The sequence below is a fragment of the Puniceispirillum sp. (SeqCode) genome (assembly GCF_965657105.1).
GTDB lineage: Bacteria > Pseudomonadota > Alphaproteobacteria > Puniceispirillales > Puniceispirillaceae > Puniceispirillum.
Window position 1 is genome coordinate 12726 of record NZ_CBFHNB010000021.1, and the last position, 16955, is coordinate 29680.

15 protein-coding genes are annotated in these 16955 nt (G+C 51.0%); 4 read left to right on the forward strand and 11 right to left on the reverse strand.

Annotation, left to right across the window (positions count from 1 at the left end; all coding sequences use genetic code 11):
• Positions 1–107: 107 nt before the first annotated feature.
• Entirely contained in the window at positions 108–1646 is a 1539-nt protein-coding gene (locus ACTF7Q_RS04590; protein ID WP_438996680.1) for a PLP-dependent aminotransferase family protein, read from the reverse strand.
• Positions 1647–1913: 267 nt separating this feature from the next.
• Here ACTF7Q_RS04590 and ACTF7Q_RS04595 point away from each other — a divergent pair, with 267 nt between their 5' ends.
• Both ACTF7Q_RS04595 and ACTF7Q_RS04600 read left to right on the forward strand, forming a co-directional pair.
• Positions 1914–3236, forward strand: coding sequence for an aspartate aminotransferase family protein (locus tag ACTF7Q_RS04595; RefSeq protein WP_438996681.1), 1323 nt, complete (start codon positions 1914–1916; stop codon positions 3234–3236).
• A 97-nt stretch (positions 3237–3333) separates the two neighbouring features.
• Positions 3334–4473, forward strand: a complete 1140-nt coding sequence (locus tag ACTF7Q_RS04600; RefSeq protein ID WP_438996682.1) for an FAD-dependent oxidoreductase — start codon at positions 3334–3336, stop codon at positions 4471–4473.
• A 21-nt stretch (positions 4474–4494) separates the two neighbouring features.
• Here ACTF7Q_RS04600 and pncA read toward each other — a convergent pair whose 3' ends face one another.
• Positions 4495–5100: a bifunctional nicotinamidase/pyrazinamidase gene (gene pncA / locus ACTF7Q_RS04605; protein WP_438996683.1), complete on the reverse strand. Its 606-nt coding sequence runs from the start codon at positions 5098–5100 to the stop codon at positions 4495–4497.
• Positions 5101–5284: 184 nt separating this feature from the next.
• Here pncA and trhO point away from each other — a divergent pair, with 184 nt between their 5' ends.
• Positions 5285–6274: an oxygen-dependent tRNA uridine(34) hydroxylase TrhO gene (gene trhO, locus ACTF7Q_RS04610; protein ID WP_438996684.1), complete on the forward strand. Its 990-nt coding sequence runs from the start codon at positions 5285–5287 to the stop codon at positions 6272–6274.
• 6 nt (positions 6275–6280) lie between these two features.
• Here trhO and ACTF7Q_RS04615 read toward each other — a convergent pair whose 3' ends face one another.
• The 9 genes from ACTF7Q_RS04615 to betA form a co-directional block, all read right to left on the reverse strand.
• Positions 6281–7267 carry a glutathione S-transferase family protein gene (locus ACTF7Q_RS04615; protein WP_438996685.1) on the reverse strand — a complete coding sequence of 329 codons (987 nt, stop codon included), beginning with the start codon at positions 7265–7267 and terminating at the stop codon, positions 6281–6283.
• Between the two features lie 32 nt (positions 7268–7299).
• Positions 7300–7965 carry a ribulose-phosphate 3-epimerase gene (gene rpe, locus ACTF7Q_RS04620; RefSeq protein WP_438996686.1) on the reverse strand — a complete coding sequence of 222 codons (666 nt, stop codon included), beginning with the start codon at positions 7963–7965 and terminating at the stop codon, positions 7300–7302.
• 125 nt (positions 7966–8090) lie between these two features.
• On the reverse strand, positions 8091–8966 hold the full coding sequence (locus ACTF7Q_RS04625; protein ID WP_438996687.1) for a DMT family transporter: 876 nt from the start codon (positions 8964–8966) through the stop codon (positions 8091–8093).
• A complete protein-coding gene (gene argE, locus ACTF7Q_RS04630; RefSeq protein ID WP_438996688.1) occupies positions 8963–10174 on the reverse strand; it encodes an acetylornithine deacetylase in 1212 nt (403 codons plus the stop codon). The genes ACTF7Q_RS04625 and argE overlap by 4 nt, the downstream gene beginning before the upstream one ends.
• The gene (locus ACTF7Q_RS04635) at positions 10174–11349 is read right to left on the reverse strand and encodes a M24 family metallopeptidase (protein ID WP_438996689.1); all 1176 of its coding nucleotides are present in this window, start codon (positions 11347–11349) and stop codon (positions 10174–10176) included. Before ACTF7Q_RS04635 ends, argE begins: the two co-directional genes overlap by 1 nt.
• Positions 11350–11373: 24 nt before the next feature.
• Positions 11374–12318 carry an agmatinase gene (gene speB, locus ACTF7Q_RS04640; protein ID WP_438996690.1) on the reverse strand — a complete coding sequence of 315 codons (945 nt, stop codon included), beginning with the start codon at positions 12316–12318 and terminating at the stop codon, positions 11374–11376.
• Positions 12319–12355: 37 nt separating this feature from the next.
• Positions 12356–13180, reverse strand: coding sequence for an S-formylglutathione hydrolase (gene fghA / locus ACTF7Q_RS04645; protein WP_438996691.1), 825 nt, complete (start codon positions 13178–13180; stop codon positions 12356–12358).
• Complete coding sequence (locus ACTF7Q_RS04650) at positions 13180–14289, reverse strand: S-(hydroxymethyl)glutathione dehydrogenase/class III alcohol dehydrogenase (protein ID WP_438996692.1); 1110 nt, start codon at positions 14287–14289, stop codon at positions 13180–13182. Before ACTF7Q_RS04650 ends, fghA begins: the two co-directional genes overlap by 1 nt.
• Before the next feature lie 106 nt (positions 14290–14395).
• Positions 14396–16054, reverse strand: coding sequence for a choline dehydrogenase (betA, locus tag ACTF7Q_RS04655; RefSeq protein ID WP_438996693.1), 1659 nt, complete (start codon positions 16052–16054; stop codon positions 14396–14398).
• Positions 16055–16193: 139 nt separating this feature from the next.
• On the opposite strand from betA, the gene ACTF7Q_RS04660 reads away from it, so the two are divergent.
• On the forward strand, positions 16194–16955 hold a 762-nt coding region (locus ACTF7Q_RS04660), incomplete at its 3' end, for an amidase family protein (protein ID WP_438996694.1).

A 16955-nucleotide genomic window follows, 5' to 3' on the forward strand; every position in this document is an offset into this window, starting at 1 on the left:
GGGTGTCTCTTAGGGCCATATATATCTGACACATATCAGGAAAAGGCATCATCTTAAACGAATTTTCACGCCATACACGCACCTGTCCAGCATGCCAGCCTCATATATCATGACTTTTGGCTTTGCATCCGGCGCATGACACCGGCCAGCTTTTGAATGCCATCGGGAATACGTTCAGCCGCAATCGCCGAATAGGCCAGTCGAAAATAATTAAGCGGTGGCCTTGTCCCGCCAAAGAACACGTCACCAGCTTCGATCAGCACACCTTCTTCTGCGGCGCGCCGTGCCAGTTCACGGGCATCAAGCCAGTCTGGTCCTTTGACCCAAAAGCTGGTACCCCCGAAATGCGATCCTGTGCGGGCAAACAACCCTTCCTGATCAAGCGCATTTTGCAACGCTGTATGGCGTCCAGCCAGATGCCTTCGCAGGCGGCGAATCTGTGCATCATAATGACCAAGTGCCATAAAATAAGCCAACGTGCGTTGCGCATGGCCTGGTGGATGTCGCAAAATCAGATGCCGCAAAGCCCGCGCTTGGCTAATCAGCCCTTCTGGCGCCACCAAATAGCCTAGCCGCAAGCCCGGAAACACCGATTTTGACAAGCTACCAACATAGATTACCCGGCCATCTTCATCCTGTGATTTCAATGCTGGGGTTGGTGCCCCCAGAAAATTCATCTCAAATTCATAATCATCTTCGACGATCAACAGGTCATGCCGCCGCGCCATATCAAGCAATTGCCGCCGCCGACCCGCAGGCATGGTAAAAGTTGTCGGGCATTGGTGACTGGGCGTGATAAATACTGAATCACTTTGGCGCAGCACCTCTTCATCAAGTATCAGCCCCCCCTCATCAACGGGAAGCGGGTGGATGTTCTGCGTGCGCTGAAGCAGAATATCACGTAAATCGGGATAAGCTGGGTTTTCGATAACAACATGCTTGTTCGCATCGACGATCAGTTGTGCCACCAGATATAATGCGTTTTGCGCCCCAAGCGTCACCAGAATTTGTTCAGGACGCGCTCTGATCCCACGACGGGGCAGACTGCGCGAACATATATAATTAACCAGCATCGGATCATCATGCTGGCCAAAGTCACCAACCATAGTGCCAAAATTGCGCATGCCAAACGCTTGTCGAGCGCAATCACGCCATTCCGACAGTGAAAATAATTCATTATCAACCTGACCATAGACAAAGGGATATTTATATTCGCGCCAATTGACCGGCTTTTGTACTGGCCGGATATAACTGCATGACTGTACCAGCTTGGCATCCCAATCAACCTGCACCTGATTATCAGTTGACTTGGGTCGTATCACACCATCCATGTCATCAAAGGGATATAATGCTTCACTATCATTGCCAGGCGTATCAACCAGTGGCGATATCGGTGCATCATCACTGACCACATAACCTGATCGCTCCCGCGTTTCGACATAGCCTGTATCGATCAAGGCCTGATAGGCCAAAATCACCGTATTGCGCGATACATTCAACTGTGAAGATAGCGCCCGGCTTGATGGCAACTTGTCACCAGGCAAGATTGAACGCCCCAGAATCGCCTCGACGACGCTTTGCCTTATTTGCGCTTGCAGACTGACACCTGACTCTGAATCCAACGTGATGATAATATGCTCGTTCATTGTGCCTGCTTTACTGTCCAGTTAAATCATCTAAGACCATGCAAATGTTATATCTTTTGAAGCATTGAATCTGGTACCAGTCAATGGATAATCTGGTTCTATTGAAACGGGACAATTGCCCCGTAACGTAAAATAAATAAAAATGGTTTGACGTAATAGGGATAGCGTTACGCCTACTAATTTTGTAAATTGTTAAAAATGCAACGCGACAGGCACATAAAGGCATTTGTCTGGCAAGGCCTGCCCATGGGATATTGGAGAACTGTTATGGCATACGACGTTAATTCGCTTGAAAGCCACTGGATGCCGTTTTCGGCCAACCGTGATTTCAAGAAAAACCCCCGGATGGTCGTTAAATCTGATGGGATGTATATGTGGGACTATAAAGGTGGCCAGATTATTGATGGATCATCTGCCTTGTTCTGCACACCTGCTGGCCATGGACGCCGCGAAATCGCCGAAGCTGTGTACAAGCAGATGCTTGAAAATGACTACACACCACATTTCCAGCTAGGTCACCCCGGATCATTCGATCTGGCTGAACGCGTTTGCCGTCTTCTGCCAGATGATTTCAATCATATTTTCTTCACAAATTCGGGCTCTGAATCAATCGAGACCGCAATCAAGGTGATACTGGCCTATCAGCGTGCACGTGGTGAAGCACAGCGCAACCGTCTGATCAGCCGTGAACGCGCCTATCATGGTGTCAATATGGGCGGCGTTTCGCTTGCTGGCATGGTACGCAATCGTGAAACATTTGGCCTGACGCTGCCTAATATTTCGCTGATTCGTCACACATGGCAGGAAGATCAACGCTTCAACAAGGGTCAGCCAAAAACAGGTGCTGAACTGGCTATGGATCTTGAACGTATTGCCGAAAATCTGGGCGGCGGCACCCTCGCCGCGGTCTTTATCGAGCCGGTTGCCGGATCAACAGGCACATTGGTACCACCAGTTGGCTATCTCGAAAAGGTTCGCGAAATCTGCGATAAGCATGGTTTGATCCTAGTATTTGACGAGGTTATCACCGGCTTTGGCCGTATGGGCACCCCATTTGCGACACAGAAATTCAACGTCAAGCCTGATATCATCACCATGGCCAAAGCATTGACGAATGGTGCCATTCCAATGGGCGGTGTTGCTGTTACAGACGAAATCTATGATACGATCACCAATGCCGCGCCGGATAATGCTATCGAATTTTTCCATGGCTACACCTATTCAGCACACCCGGCAGCCTGTGCTGCTGGCATTGCCACCCAGAAAATCTATCAGGATGAAGGCCTGTTTGAAAATGCCGCGGCACTGGAAGACTACTTCCTTGATGCCATGTGGACATTACAAGATCATCCGCTTGTTGCCGATATTCGCGGCATCGGCATGATGGCTGGCATTGAAGTGCATTCAGATGGTGCCCCAGGCCGTCGTGGTGGCAATATGCAAAAAGCCATGTTCTGGAATGGTCTGCATATCAAATGGACTGGTGACAATGCGATTGTCGCGCCCGCCTTTGTGGCTGAACGTCATCACATTGACGAAATTGTTGACAAGTTCCGCATGACACTTGATCAGGCACTTGAAGCAAAATAGCAGGCTAAGACGTAATCTGCTTTTGATTGCGCTTTAGCCTTAGACATTCAAGCCGGCCACGCTTTATAGTGTGGTCGGCTTTTTGATGAGGAACATTATGATAGCGGTTAGCGGTGGTGGTATTGCCGGATATAGCACTGCAATAGCGATTGCCCGATCAGGGCATGCGGTCACATTGCTGACAGGTGGCAAACGCCACCAGCCTTTGCAAGGCGGCATCCAAATTGCACCAAATGGCTGGCAGGCTATATGCCGTCTGGGGCTTGAAGACGCGCTTACGGCCTTAACAACACGGCTTGATACGATCAGTGTTCGCGCGCTTGAAACGGCCGCCACAATCACCCATCTCCCCCTTAACCAATATTACGCATCATTAGGGCGAGATGATCTGCTGACAGCCTTGCATGATGTTGCGCTCAACCTTCCTAACATCACCTTCATTGATGATAAGCTTGTCAGTCTGACCGATGCTGATGGCATTACCACATTAGTGCTGGCGTCGGGTGATCTGCTGGCATGTGATGGGCTTGTTGCGGCTGACGGGGCAAACGGCTCTGGCCGCGCCTATGTCACGGGATCAGCAAACGCAAAATCAACATCAAAACTGGCCATGCGCGCCGAAATTGACGCGCATATTCTTCCAGATATGTTCGTCCGGCCACAAAGCAACCTATGGCTTGGGCAAGGCACGCATATTGTTCATTACCCGATCAATAGTGGCGCCAAGGTCAATGTTGTTGTGACAATATCAGGCAAGAATGACCATAATATATCTGGCTGGCAGAATAAGATTCTGGCACCGCATCCAGTGCTGTCATATCTGGCCCATCATGATATCGAATGGGTCGCTACGCCTTTGCCTAAAGCTGACAGTCCTTTATGTTGGCGACGTGGCAATGTCGTGCTGGCGGGTGATGCTGCCCACATTATGCCGCCACATCTGGCGCAGGGTGCAGGGCAGACATTACAGGATGCGGCTTGTTTATATGAATGCCTATGTGAAACAGATGACATAAAATCAGCCTTTGCCAGCTATGCGCGCCAGCGTTCAATATCAGTTGCGCCTATTGCCCGCAAAGCTGAACTTAGTGGCGCGATCATGCGCCTATCCGGGCCGGTAGCCCGCTTGCGGAACATGGTTCTTGATGTTGGCGGCAGCAGTTTGATGCAAAGCTGGCTGGCAGATGTGTGGGCAGCAGACCCCGCTTTGAGAACAGCGACACCCCCATCACATTAATCAGCTGACACCACTCTTGGCCTAATGCTTAAACGTCACGCCAGCTGAACGCATGGCATCAAAAGCCTGGTCAAGTGAGCCATCAAGATCAATCGCACGACAGGCCTTGAGCTCAACTGCAACGCTAAAGCCAAGCTTTGCCGCATCCAGTGCCGACCAGGCAACACAGAAATCGGTTGCTAGACCAACCAAGGTCACCGCCGCCACATCATGCGCACGCAACAGATCGCCAAGCCCAGTTGTCGTGTTTCGATCATTCTCGAAAAACGCTGAATAGGAATCAACCGCCGGGTTCATGCCTTTACGGATAATCGCGACCGCCAGATCAGAATTGAGATCAGGGTGAAAGGCAGCCCCAGCGCTTCCCGCAATGCAATGATCCGGCCATAGGGTTTGTGGCCCATACAGCATATCGATCATGCTATAGGCTGCCGCACCTGCATGTTGTGAGGCAAAACTCGAATGGCCTTCAGGATGCCAGTCCTGCGTGATGAAAACCTTATCAAAGGCCGGCATCATCGCATTTATATGCGGCATAATACTATGACCATCGGCAACCGCTAACGCGCCACCCGGACAAAAATCAACCTGTGGATCAATAACAATAAGGGCGTGCAAGGCGGACATGGTTCGTTCCTGTTTTAATATATGGATATGAGCGTCTTGATTGACCTCACCCAAGAGGGCATATCATAAGCATCTCAGCTTTAAAATATCTTCTGTTTGGCCACAGCGCAATATCTTGGATTTCAGCATAGCAGATGCTAGGTTGCTGAAAACAGGACATGATATAGATGACGTTAGGATTGGCATGTCGATTATGATCCAGAATATGAATGAAATGTTATCGCGCGCCGAGGTTGACGGGCGCGGTTATGTCGTCGCGGCCATGTATAAATTTGTGACCCTAACAGATATTGAAACGCTTCAGCAGACGATCATAAATTTATGCACATCACATCAGGCGCTTGGCACAATCCTGCTTGCCAATGAAGGCATCAATGGCACAATTGCCGCCCCCATTGACGGTATGACAGGCATTTTGAAATGGCTCGAAGCAGACAGCCGCTTTGGTGGTATGTCATTAAAATTTTCACATAGCCCAACACAGCCTTTTTTGCGGATGAAAGTTCGCCTGAAACGCGAAATTGTGACCATGGGTCGTCCCGAAATAAGTCCGGCAGAGCGTACAGGCACCTATGTAGAACCCAAAGACTGGAACGCCTTGATCAGTGATCCCGATGTGCTTGTTGTCGATACGCGCAATGTCTATGAAACAGCAATTGGGATGTTCGATAATGCGGTTGACCCGATGACCACAAATTTTCGTGATTTTCCTGACTGGGCTGCACGTCTAGCCGAACAACAGGATGCCGCAAAACCGAAAAAAATTGCCATGTATTGCACCGGCGGTATCCGATGTGAAAAAGCCAGCGCCCTGATGCAGGATTATGGCTTTGACGAGGTCTTTCATCTAAAGGGCGGAATCTTGAAATATCTTGAAGATATCCCCCAGAATGACAGCAAATGGCAAGGTGAATGCTTTGTATTTGATGGCCGCGTAGCGGTAGATCACAATCTCAATCCGGGCAGTTACGGCATGTGCCATGGTTGCCGCATGCCCCTATCGCAGGATGATATGCACCGCCCTGAATATGTGGAAGGGATCAGCTGTCATCATTGTCAGGATACACAGGATCCCGAGCGCACCGCCCGCTTCGCCGAACGCCAGAAACAGATCCAGCTGGCCAAACATCGCGGCGAGGCACATTTAGGTGCCTCACCACGCAATTCCAAATAAACACGCCTAGCCAGCCAGCGCTTCGCGTCCATGCGGCGCATCAAAATCAAGCACTGGGCCAAGCGGCACAATACCCGTTGGATTAACCGTTGGATGGCTAGCATAATAATGCTGTTTGATATGCGGCATAACGACCGTCTCGGCGATGCCCGGCATCTGATACAGATCACAGGTAAAACCATGCAATGCCGGATAATCTATAATACGCCGGAGATTGCATTTGAAATGCCCGACATAAACAGCATCAAACCGGATCAGCGTTACAAACAGCCGCCAATCTGCTTCGGTTAATCTGGCACCAAGCAGGTAGCGGGTTTTTTGCAGGCGCGCTTCCATACGGTCAAGGGCATCAAATAAATTGGTAAACGCGTCCTCATAAGCCTTGGTCGAGGTTGCAAAACCTGACAGATAGACGCCGTTATTGATATGTTCATAGACATCGGCATTGACCACATCGATCTCTGTGCGCATATCTTCGGGGTAGTAATCATGCTCATTTCCGGTCAAGCCATTAAAAGCCGAATTGAACATGCGGATGATTTCCGAGGATTCATTCGACACAATACAGCCTTGCTGCTTATCCCATAAAACAGGTACCGTAACGCGTCCTGTCGCGGTGGGAGAACTTTCCGTATAGACCTGATGCATGAATGACTTGCCAAGCAGATGATCGCCTGTTGCGCCAAATTCATCAGTTTCAAATGTCCAGCCTTGGTCAAGCATCAGCGGATGCACGACTGAGACCGAAATATGCTCATCAAGCCCTTTAAGATGCCGAAAAATCAACGTCCTGTGCGCCCATGGACAGGCATAGGATACGTAAAGATGATAACGCCCCGTATCAGGTGTAAACCCACCATCTCCTGTCGGACCTGGCGAACCATCGGCTGTTATCCAATGCCTAAAACGCGCTGAGTCGCGAACAAATTTACCATCAGACTTTGATGTATCATACCAAGCAGATGACCACTGCCCATCAACTAAAAGTCCCATATGTTGGATACCCCTTATATTGCACGGCTAATTTACCGCACCGCATCTCTAATGCGCGCAATATTGCCGCTATAAGATGCTTGGTTATCCCCCTTGAAAATTGCCGATCCCGCGACAAGCGCGCGTGCGCCAGCCTGCACTACCGCACTGGCTGTTTCGGCAGTAATACCACCATCAACCTCTATAATAATATCACGACTGTCAATCATGTGATTTATCGTGGCTATTTTTTCCACCATTGATGGAATAAAGGCTTGCCCGCCAAAGCCTGGATTAACAGTCATGACCAGAACCAGATCCAGCCGATCCATGACATGCTGAATAACAGCGGCGGGCGTATGCGGATTTAAAGCCACACCTGCCTTACAGCCAAGCTCTCGAATATACGACAATGTCCGGTCAAGATGATCGCAGGCTTCGGCATGAACCGTAATATAATCAGCACCCGCGCCCGCATAATCAGCTAGCAAAGCATCCGGATTAGTTACCATCAGATGCGCGTCAAAAATCTTGTCAGTAGTGCCGCGAAGCGCCTTGATAATTGGGGGGCCAAAGGTCAGGTTCGGTACAAAATGCCCATCCATGACATCAAGATGAATCCAGTCAGCCCCAGCCTGATCGACCGCTTTGATCTCGTCGCCAAGCCGGCTGAAATCAGACGCCAGAATTGATGGTGCAATGATAATATCGTGTGACATATGTAAACGTCCCGGACTGGCTAACGGTAAAATGAACCTGATGCGGGAAACTTAAAAGCGGAAAGGAAAAATTACAAGCACACAGCACCGCTTAATTTAGCCAGCCCCAATCGAAACTGCCTATTTTAGCTGTTTTGTCGCCATTTCCGTAGGACAGAAGGCTCTATAATCACCACACCGACACCAATAATAACCACTATGCCACCTGCAAAGACGATGGGGTCGGGGCGTTCGCCCAGAAAACTCATAGCTCCCAGAATTGTTGATACGGGCAATAACATCTGTAATGGCATCACCACGGGCACCGGATAGCGCCCCAGCACATAATACCATGCCGAATACCCAACCACTGTCATGACAACACCAAGATAGATCACCGTTCCCCAAGCAGATATGGGGGCGGCCTCAAGAAAAGGCACCGGATTGCCCTCGACAAGAAACGACGCCAGAAACATTTGCGGGCTAGCCATCACCCCAACCCATGCTGTCAGTTGAAATCCGGTAAGGCCACGCGTGAATTTCCGGATCAGCACCTGTCCAAACGCCCATATCAAACATCCTGACAACACCAGAACTATGCCTGTTACCTTGTTACTTAAAGCCGGCCCCCCAATCAGGATTACGATTCCCAAAAGGGCGATTATGATACCAAGAAACTGTCGTAAATTGGGCTTTTCACCCAGCAATAATGCGCCAATAACGACGCCAAAAATCACCTCGCTTTGCACCAGCAAAATCGCAGGTGTGGCATCCATCCGCGCCAGACCTGAAAAGGTCAAGCCATATTGAATTGTCGCTGATACAAGAGCGATAAAAAACAATGTTGCCAGATGACTACGCGGAATCGGCACAAACCAGACCAGTATCAAGGCCGCAATACCAAAGCGCATGCCCATCAGCAGTAGCGGCGGGAAATGCTCTAACCCGCTTTTGGCTAATGCAAAACCAAAACCCCATGTCAGCGGCACCAGAAGCGCAATCAGAAAATCACGGATACTCAAGAGCTGTCGCCAGATGGGGATATGTGAACTTGTGGTGGTGGTTCCTGTGCGTAGCGAAGCAGATTTTCCAGAAAGGCCAGACCTTGTTTGATCGCATCCACCTCAATAAATTCATCAGGTTGATGCATTTCATCCATACCGCCCGGACCAAATACAATTGTTTCCATGCCTGCCTGCTGATAATGCCCGCCATCAGTGCCAAAGGACACAACCGCCGGCGCCTCATTTGTCCATAGGCGCGCAATCAGCGATGCCGCCGATGACGACGCGCGCGCCTCCATCCCCGGGCACCATGATATCTCGGTTATGCTAATCCCCGCATCGACAAGGATCGCCTGCATCTCTGGCGCAAGCTCATCGGCGATATAGGCTTTTATATCAGCCAGAATGGCATAAGCATCATCGCCAGGCAGCGGCCTGATTTCCCACAGAAAGCGACAATAATCAGGCACAATGTTACGGGCTTCGCCGCCTTCGATGTGACCAACCGACAAGGTTGTATAAGGCGGGTCAAACGGCGAATCTGGAACCGGCGCATCGGCCAGCCTGGCTGCCACCTGTTCAATATGGGTGATCAGCCGCGCTGCATAATAAAGCGCATTTACCTTACCACGTGGATCCGAGGCATGACCTGCCGACCCACGTATTTCAGCCACCAATTCCAGCCCGCCCTTATGCCCAATGAATGGCCGCATGCCTGTTGGCTCGCCAATGATCGCCATCGCAGGCTTGATACCCATTCGGCGCAGAAAATCCGGCATTTGCGCCGCGCCAAAACTGCCCACTTCCTCATCAAAGGTAAAGGCATAATGAAGCGGCATGGTCAGCTTATCTTCAGCCGCCTTGAATGCTGGTGCCATCGCCAGCGCCGTCGCCAGAAAGCCTTTCATATCGACCGCACCGCGGCCATATAAACGCCCATCCTGTTTGTGCAGAACAAAGGGGTCACGGCTCCAGCCATCTCCGGTTGCAGGCACCACATCGGTATGCCCAGATAAAATGATCCCGTCACAGTTACCTGAACCAATCGTCGCAAACAAATTGAAACGCACGCCATCTTCATGCGGATCCAGCATCACCGATATGCCCAGATGCTCAAGGTAATCCTTGATATAGGCGATCATATCGCTATTTGGTAATCCGGTAACAGTGGGGAAACTGACCAGATCAGCCAGTAACCGTTCGGCCTGATCAAGCGGCGTTGTCATCAGCTAACCACATGCACATGTTGTGGAAAGGCGCTCAGCCGCACACAGTCCTTTTCCCGCACATGCAATGTTTCGCTTAGCTCCATACCCCAGCCATCCATCCACATGCCAAGGATAATATGCACAACGGCATTTTCCGGCACGATTGTTGGTTCGGCTGGCCGGAAGCTGATCGTATGCTCGCCCCAATCTGGCGCATAGGCAACACCAATCGAATAGCCAATGCGGCTTTTCTTTTCCAACCCATAGCGATCAAGCACATTTTGCCACGCGGCATGCACATCCCCTGCCACAGCATCTGCGCGCAAGGATGACATAACCGCATCCATGCCGTCTTCTACCGCTTTTGCCGTATCGATCAAGGCGGCTGGCTTAACCGCACCAAGATGCACCGTCCGCGCCAGCCCGACATTATAGCGCTTACGACATGCGCCAAGTTCAAAGGCGATTGTCTGCCCTGCCTCAAGCTTTGCGTCAGTCCACATCGGATGCGCCGCTGTCGCCGCCTCACCTGCCAGTATCAAAGGATGCAAGGCAGGCATATCACCGCCAAATTCAGCTGTGCCTTTAATTTGTGCAGCCGTAATATCAGCCATCAAATCACATTGTCTAACCCCCACCTTGGCACCATCCCATGCCACCTGCATGGCGATATCGGCAATCTGTGCTGCCTGATACATAAACGCCAGTTCAGCATCACTTTTTATGGCGCGCACCCAATTGACCAGCAAGTCAGCATCAACCCATTTTGCGTCGGGCAGTCCGGCCTGCAAAACATGCAAAGACCGCGGCGAAAAATAATAACTATCGCTTTCATAGCCAATTGTGGCTGTGCCATAACCCGCATCGCGCAACCATCCCGCGACATGATCCGACGGGTGCATATCTGGTTGCTGTACCATATGTTCGGGATAGCCAATGATCTGCGAGTCAGGCAAATAGGTAGTAAAGCTGGCTGCCTTTGCATCCATCAGACGGGTCATCAGAAATGGCCCATTGACCAGATCCAGCACCATCATCTGCGGGGTATAAAATGACCATGAGTCAAAACCCGTCAGCCAGTTCATATTGGACGGATCGCCAATCACAAGAACCTCAATATCACGCGTTTGCATGGCCACACGCACACGGTCGATACGATTGTTATATTCGGCTTTGCTAAATGCTGGTGCCATAGTTAATCCCCCATTCAGAACGTGTTAGCTTCGATATGTGACGCCTGGCAGAACGCATAACATTTCAAATAACAGATTCGCCGCGACCAATGCCGTGCTACCTTGCGGATCATATGGGGGCGAGACTTCAACAAGGTCACAGCCCACAATATTCAAACCGCGACAACCACGAATGATTTCAAGCGCCTGTATCGTCGTCAGGCCACCAATCTCCTGCGTGCCGGTGCCTGGCGCAAATGCCGGATCAAGCGCGTCGATATCAAAACTTAGATAAACCGGATCATCACCCAGCGCATCCTTGATTTTCGCCATCAACGGCGCGGCTGAACGATGCCATAATTCTTCGGCTTGCGTTACCGAAAAACCCTTATCACGCGCCCAGTCAAAATCTTCGGCTGTATAGCCTGTGCCGCGCAACCCAATCTGATAAGTGCGTTGAGGGTCGATCAGCTGTTCTTCCCAAGCGCGTCGGAACGGTGTGCCATGCGCAATCTCTTCGCCAAACATATGTTCATTTATATCGGCATGAGCATCAACATGAATCAAACCAACAGGCCCATGCTTTTTGGCCATCGAACGTAAAATCGGCAATGTCATTGTATGATCACCGCCAAGCGATAGCGGAATCACATCATGCGTAAGCACATCATCATAAAAACGGGTAATACGTTTCACCGAGTCTTTTAGATCAAATGTATTAATCGGCACGTCACCAATATCAGCAACCTGAATCGAGTCAAACGGCGCTGCCTTTGTCCACATATTATAGGGGCGAAGCATCACCGACTCGGCGCGTATCTGCTTGGGGCCAAACCGCGTGCCAGGGCGGTTTGACGCGCCAATATCCATTGGCACGCCTATAAAACAGGCATCCAACCCCGCCGCATTATCAGCTGAAGGCAGGCGCATCATCGTGCTAGGCCCTGCAAAACGCGGCATATCATTGCCGCCCAATGGCTGATTTTTCATATAGCCTCCTGTGGCGATCCCCCTAAAGGCGATCCCGCTAAAGACGTTTCATGTGCCAGCGCAGATGATCTTCCATAAAGCTGGACACGAACAGATAGGAATGGTCATAGCCCTCTTGCATTCTCAAGGTCAGCTTCTGTCCGGCATTCTTACATGCCTCTTCCAGCAACCATGGCCGCAAGCCACTATCAAGAAAACTGTCCGCTGTGCCCTGATCTATCAGAAAATCATCAAATCTATGCCCATCTTCAAGCAAGGCAACAGCATCATATTGGCGCCAGCCTGATGCGTCATCACCAAGATATTTGGCAAGCGATCCGGATGACCAGTCAGCTGTTGATGGCTGGGTGATTGGGGCAAAGGCGGATGCGCTTTTATAGCGCGCCGGATGTTTTAGTGCGATGGTCAGTGCGCCATGTCCACCCATTGAATGGCCAAAAATACCTTGCCGGCTCATATCAACGTCGAATTCTGCCGCAATCAGCGCTGGCAATTCTTCGGTGACATAGCTGTACATATTATAGTTTTCGGCATAGGGCGCCTGTGTGGCATCAACATAAAAACCGGCACCACTACCAAACTGCCAGTTATCCGCTTCATCCGGTATATCAGCACCCCGCGGGCTGGTATCCGGGCAGATAATCGCCACACCCAGTTCGGCAGCAACGCGGCGATATTCGCCCTTATCCATGACATTGGCATGCGTGCAGGTCAATCCAGACAGATACCACAGCACCGGCACGGGCTTGTCATGTGGTGGCATGAATACAGCAAAGGTCATATCGCATCCGGTCACCGCCGACACATGCCGATAAACACCCTGGGTGCCGCCGTAAGATAAGGCTGTACTGATCGTTTCCATTAATAGATCACCACCGAACGGATTGACTCGCCAGCATGCATCAGATCAAAGCCCTTATTGATATCCTCAAGCGGCAATGTATGTGTAATCAGCGGGTCAATATCGATCTTGCCCTGCATATACCAATCAACAATCTTTGGCACATCGGTTCGCCCACGCGCCCCACCAAAGGCAGTGCCGCGCCAGCTTCTGCCTGTCACCAGCTGAAATGGCCGTGTTGAAATTTCCTGTCCAGCACCAGCCACGCCAATGATAATGCTTTCGCCCCAGCCTTTATGCGCACATTCCAGCGCCTGACGCATGACCGTCGTGTTGCCAATACATTCAAAAGAATAATCAGCCCCACCATTGGTCAATTCGACCAGATGACCAACCAGATCACCGTCAACCTCACTTGGATTGACAAAATGCGTCATGCCGAACTTTTCGCCCCATTCCTTTTTGCTATTATTCATATCGACGCCAACAATCATATTGGCACCGATCATCCGCAGCCCCTGAATCACATTCAGCCCGATACCGCCAAGACCAAACACCACCGCGTTACATCCGGGCTCGGCCTTTGCTGTATTGATAACCGCGCCGATACCTGTGGTCACGCCGCAACCGATATAGCAAATCTTGTCAAACGGAGCGTCCTTATTAACCTTGGCCAGCGCGATTTCGGGCACCACGGTAAAGTTTGAAAATGTCGATGTGCCCATATAATGCAGAACTGGCTTACCTTTGATCGAAAATCGGCTGCTGCCATCAGGCATAACACCCTGACCTTGCGTTGTGCGGATTGCCTGACACAGATTTGTTTTGGGATGCAGACAATAGTCACATTCACGGCATTCAGGCGTATAAAGCGGGATTACATGATCACCAGCCTGAAGCGAGGTAACACCTTTGCCAACTTCGCGCACGATACCAGCGCCTTCATGGCCAAGAATGGCCGGAAACATCCCTTCAGGATCAGCCCCTGACAGGGTGAATTCATCCGTATGGCAAATGCCTGTTGCCATAATTTCGACCAGCACCTCACCATCACGCGGCCCTTCAAGATCCACATCCATAATTTCCAGCGGCTTTCCTGCCTGTAGTGCGACTGCAGCTCTGGTTTTCATTATTCTCTCCCTTGATATTAAGGCCATTTAGGCACTTTGCATTAACTTCATAAACTATTTCACAAAAACCTGACGCTGACGATAGTTTTGCTACATATGCGACAACTTATCTTTGGGTTTTTTCCCATGTTGGATGTTCAAAGGGAATATCATTGGCGCGTGCCAGCGGTGTCCGTCCCAAAATATGATCTGCTGCCTTTTCGCCGGTCATGATCGACGGCGCGTTAAGGTTACCATTTGTGATCCGCGGAAAGATCGATGCGTCGGCCACCCGTAAACCCTCAATGCCAATGACACGGCATTCTGAGTCGACAACAGCGCCCGGATCATCTCTAGCGCCCATCCGCACAGTTCCGCATGGATGATACGCACTTTCAGCATGATCCCGGATAAAGCCATCAATCTGCCGATCCGACGTCTGCTCATTACCAGGTTGAATTTCATGCCCGCGATAGGGATCCATAGCAGACTGGCCGATGATTTCACGGCTCAAGCGGATACACCGCCGGAAATCTGCCCAGTCATCCGCATGACTAAGATAGTTGAAGCGTATTTCGGGCGCCATCGCGGCGGTGCCATTTCGTATGCGCACATGCCCACGTGACTTTGACCGCATCGGACCAACATGCAGCTGGAAACCATGCCCCTCGGCTGGTGCGGTGCCGTCATAACGGATCGCCACTGGCAGAAAGTGATATTGGATATCAGGATAGGATACGCCAGCTTGCGACCGGATGAACCCCAGCGTTTCAAACTGATTGGACGCACCAAGACCTGATTTGAAAAACAGCCAGCGCGCACCAATGATCGCCTTTGAAAATAGATTCAGATGCTTATACAGCGTGATGGGTTGCAGACAGGCAATCTGGAAATACACTTCCAAATGATCTTGCAGATTTTCGCCAACGCCTGCCCGCTCACACAGCACATCAACGCCTGCCTGTTGCAAGACTTGGCCAGGGCCGACGCCTGACCGTTGCAGAATTTGTGGCGAGTTAATCGCCCCTGCTGCCAGAATCACTTCGGCACGCGCACGCGCGTGATGACGTATGCCATTTTGAAAATAGTCTATGCCGACAGCGCGTTTGCCATCAAAGATAATCCGGTCAACTAGCGCGCCTTTTTCAAGCTGCACATTGCCTCGTTTTAAGGCTGGCCGCAGATAGGCATTCGCCGTTGACCAGCGCCGCCCTTTATAGACTGTCATATCTGCCGGGCCAAAGCCTTCCTGACGATAGCCATTATAATCAGGCGTTGCGGTATAACCCGCTTGCTGGCTAGCCGTGATAAAAGCATCATGAAGCGGATTATCACGGGGACCACGCGTGACATGAAGCGGGCCAGATGTCCCACGCCAGGGCGCTTCCCCACCATGCGATTGTTCCATGCGGCGGAAATAGGGCAGCACATCGGCATAGCCCCAGCCTGTCGCGCCAGCTTCTTCCCAATGTGCATAGTCACCTGCATTACCACGTACATAAATCATGCCATTGATCGACGATGATCCACCAAGCACCTTGCCACGAGGACAGACAAGCTGGCGGCCACCAAGGCTGTCTTCGGGTTCGGCAATATAGCTCCAGTCATAGCGCGGCATATTCATCGGATATGATAAAGCGGCTGGCATCTGGATGAACGGACCCGCATCCGAACCGCCAAACTCCAGAACCAGAATGGTGCGTGTGCCATCCTCACCAAGGCGATAAGCCATGGTACTACCAGCCGACCCTGACCCTACGATAATATAATCAAACTCTAAATCCATAGGCGTCACTATCCAGCCAGACGCCGCAAACTGTCAAGATGGTTGCGGGGGCAATTGCCTACTATATGACAAAATAAGCACGCTTCATGCCGAAAAAATTAAGATGCATTTGCAGGCCGTTACGGTCATAATATGCTCTATGACCTATTTGATTAAAGATATTGCCCGCCAGATTGCTGATGGCACTCTTAATGCCCGTGACCATATTGAAAGCTGCCTCGCCGCGATAGATGACAAAGCTGGTCAAGGTCAAAATACATTCATCAAAACCTATCATGACCGTGCTCGTGCCGATGCCGATTCAGTCGATACAGCCCGCAAAAACGGCTGGGCTTTAGCGCCTTTTGCAGGGGTAAGCCTGTCGCTAAAAGATCTGTTCGATGTTGCCGGTGACGTGACCAAAGCCGGGTCAATCCTGTTGGCCAACAACCCACCAGCCCACACAGATGCCACCATTGTTGCACGGCTCCGTCAGGCGGGGTTTATTCTGATTGGACGCACGAACATGACCGAATTTGCCTTTTCGGGGCTTGGCATGAACACGCATTATGGTAATCCGCTCAGCCCCTATGACCGCAAAACCGGACGTATTGCTGGCGGTTCGTCATCGGGTAGCGCGGTATCGGTCAGCGACCAGATGGCGGCGATTAGCATTGGTTCAGATACAGGTGGCTCAACACGCGCACCTGCATCCTATTGCGGCATTGTCGGTCTGAAACCAAGCACGGCACGCATGCCATCTGATGGTGTGTTCCCGCTATCACCATCATTCGACGCGGCTGGCCCGATGGGTAATAGCGTAACCTGTGTCAGCATCATCGACAGCATCATGGCAGGTGGTGCAGGCGTGTCTGAAACGCCCTTTACCCCGGTTGGACTGCGCCTTGCGATTCCTGATGGG

Coding starts and splice junctions, on each gene's coding strand:
- ACTF7Q_RS04635 (WP_438996689.1), bottom strand. CDS start 11,349: ATGGCACCAGCATTTAGCAAAGCCGAATATAACAATCGTATCGACCGT.
- ACTF7Q_RS04615 (WP_438996685.1), bottom strand. CDS start 7,267: ATGGGACTTTTAGTTGATGGGCAGTGGTCATCTGCTTGGTATGATACA.
- ACTF7Q_RS04590 (WP_438996680.1), bottom strand. CDS start 1,646: ATGAACGAGCATATTATCATCACGTTGGATTCAGAGTCAGGTGTCAGT.
- ACTF7Q_RS04650 (WP_438996692.1), bottom strand. CDS start 14,289: ATGAAAACCAGAGCTGCAGTCGCACTACAGGCAGGAAAGCCGCTGGAA.
- ACTF7Q_RS04600 (WP_438996682.1), top strand. CDS start 3,334: ATGATAGCGGTTAGCGGTGGTGGTATTGCCGGATATAGCACTGCAATA.
- pncA (WP_438996683.1), bottom strand. CDS start 5,100: ATGTCCGCCTTGCACGCCCTTATTGTTATTGATCCACAGGTTGATTTT.
- ACTF7Q_RS04595 (WP_438996681.1), top strand. CDS start 1,914: ATGGCATACGACGTTAATTCGCTTGAAAGCCACTGGATGCCGTTTTCG.
- trhO (WP_438996684.1), top strand. CDS start 5,285: ATGTCGATTATGATCCAGAATATGAATGAAATGTTATCGCGCGCCGAG.
- speB (WP_438996690.1), bottom strand. CDS start 12,318: ATGAAAAATCAGCCATTGGGCGGCAATGATATGCCGCGTTTTGCAGGG.
- betA (WP_438996693.1), bottom strand. CDS start 16,054: ATGGATTTAGAGTTTGATTATATTATCGTAGGGTCAGGGTCGGCTGGT.
- argE (WP_438996688.1), bottom strand. CDS start 10,174: ATGACAACGCCGCTTGATCAGGCCGAACGGTTACTGGCTGATCTGGTC.
- rpe (WP_438996686.1), bottom strand. CDS start 7,965: ATGTCACACGATATTATCATTGCACCATCAATTCTGGCGTCTGATTTC.
- fghA (WP_438996691.1), bottom strand. CDS start 13,180: ATGGAAACGATCAGTACAGCCTTATCTTACGGCGGCACCCAGGGTGTT.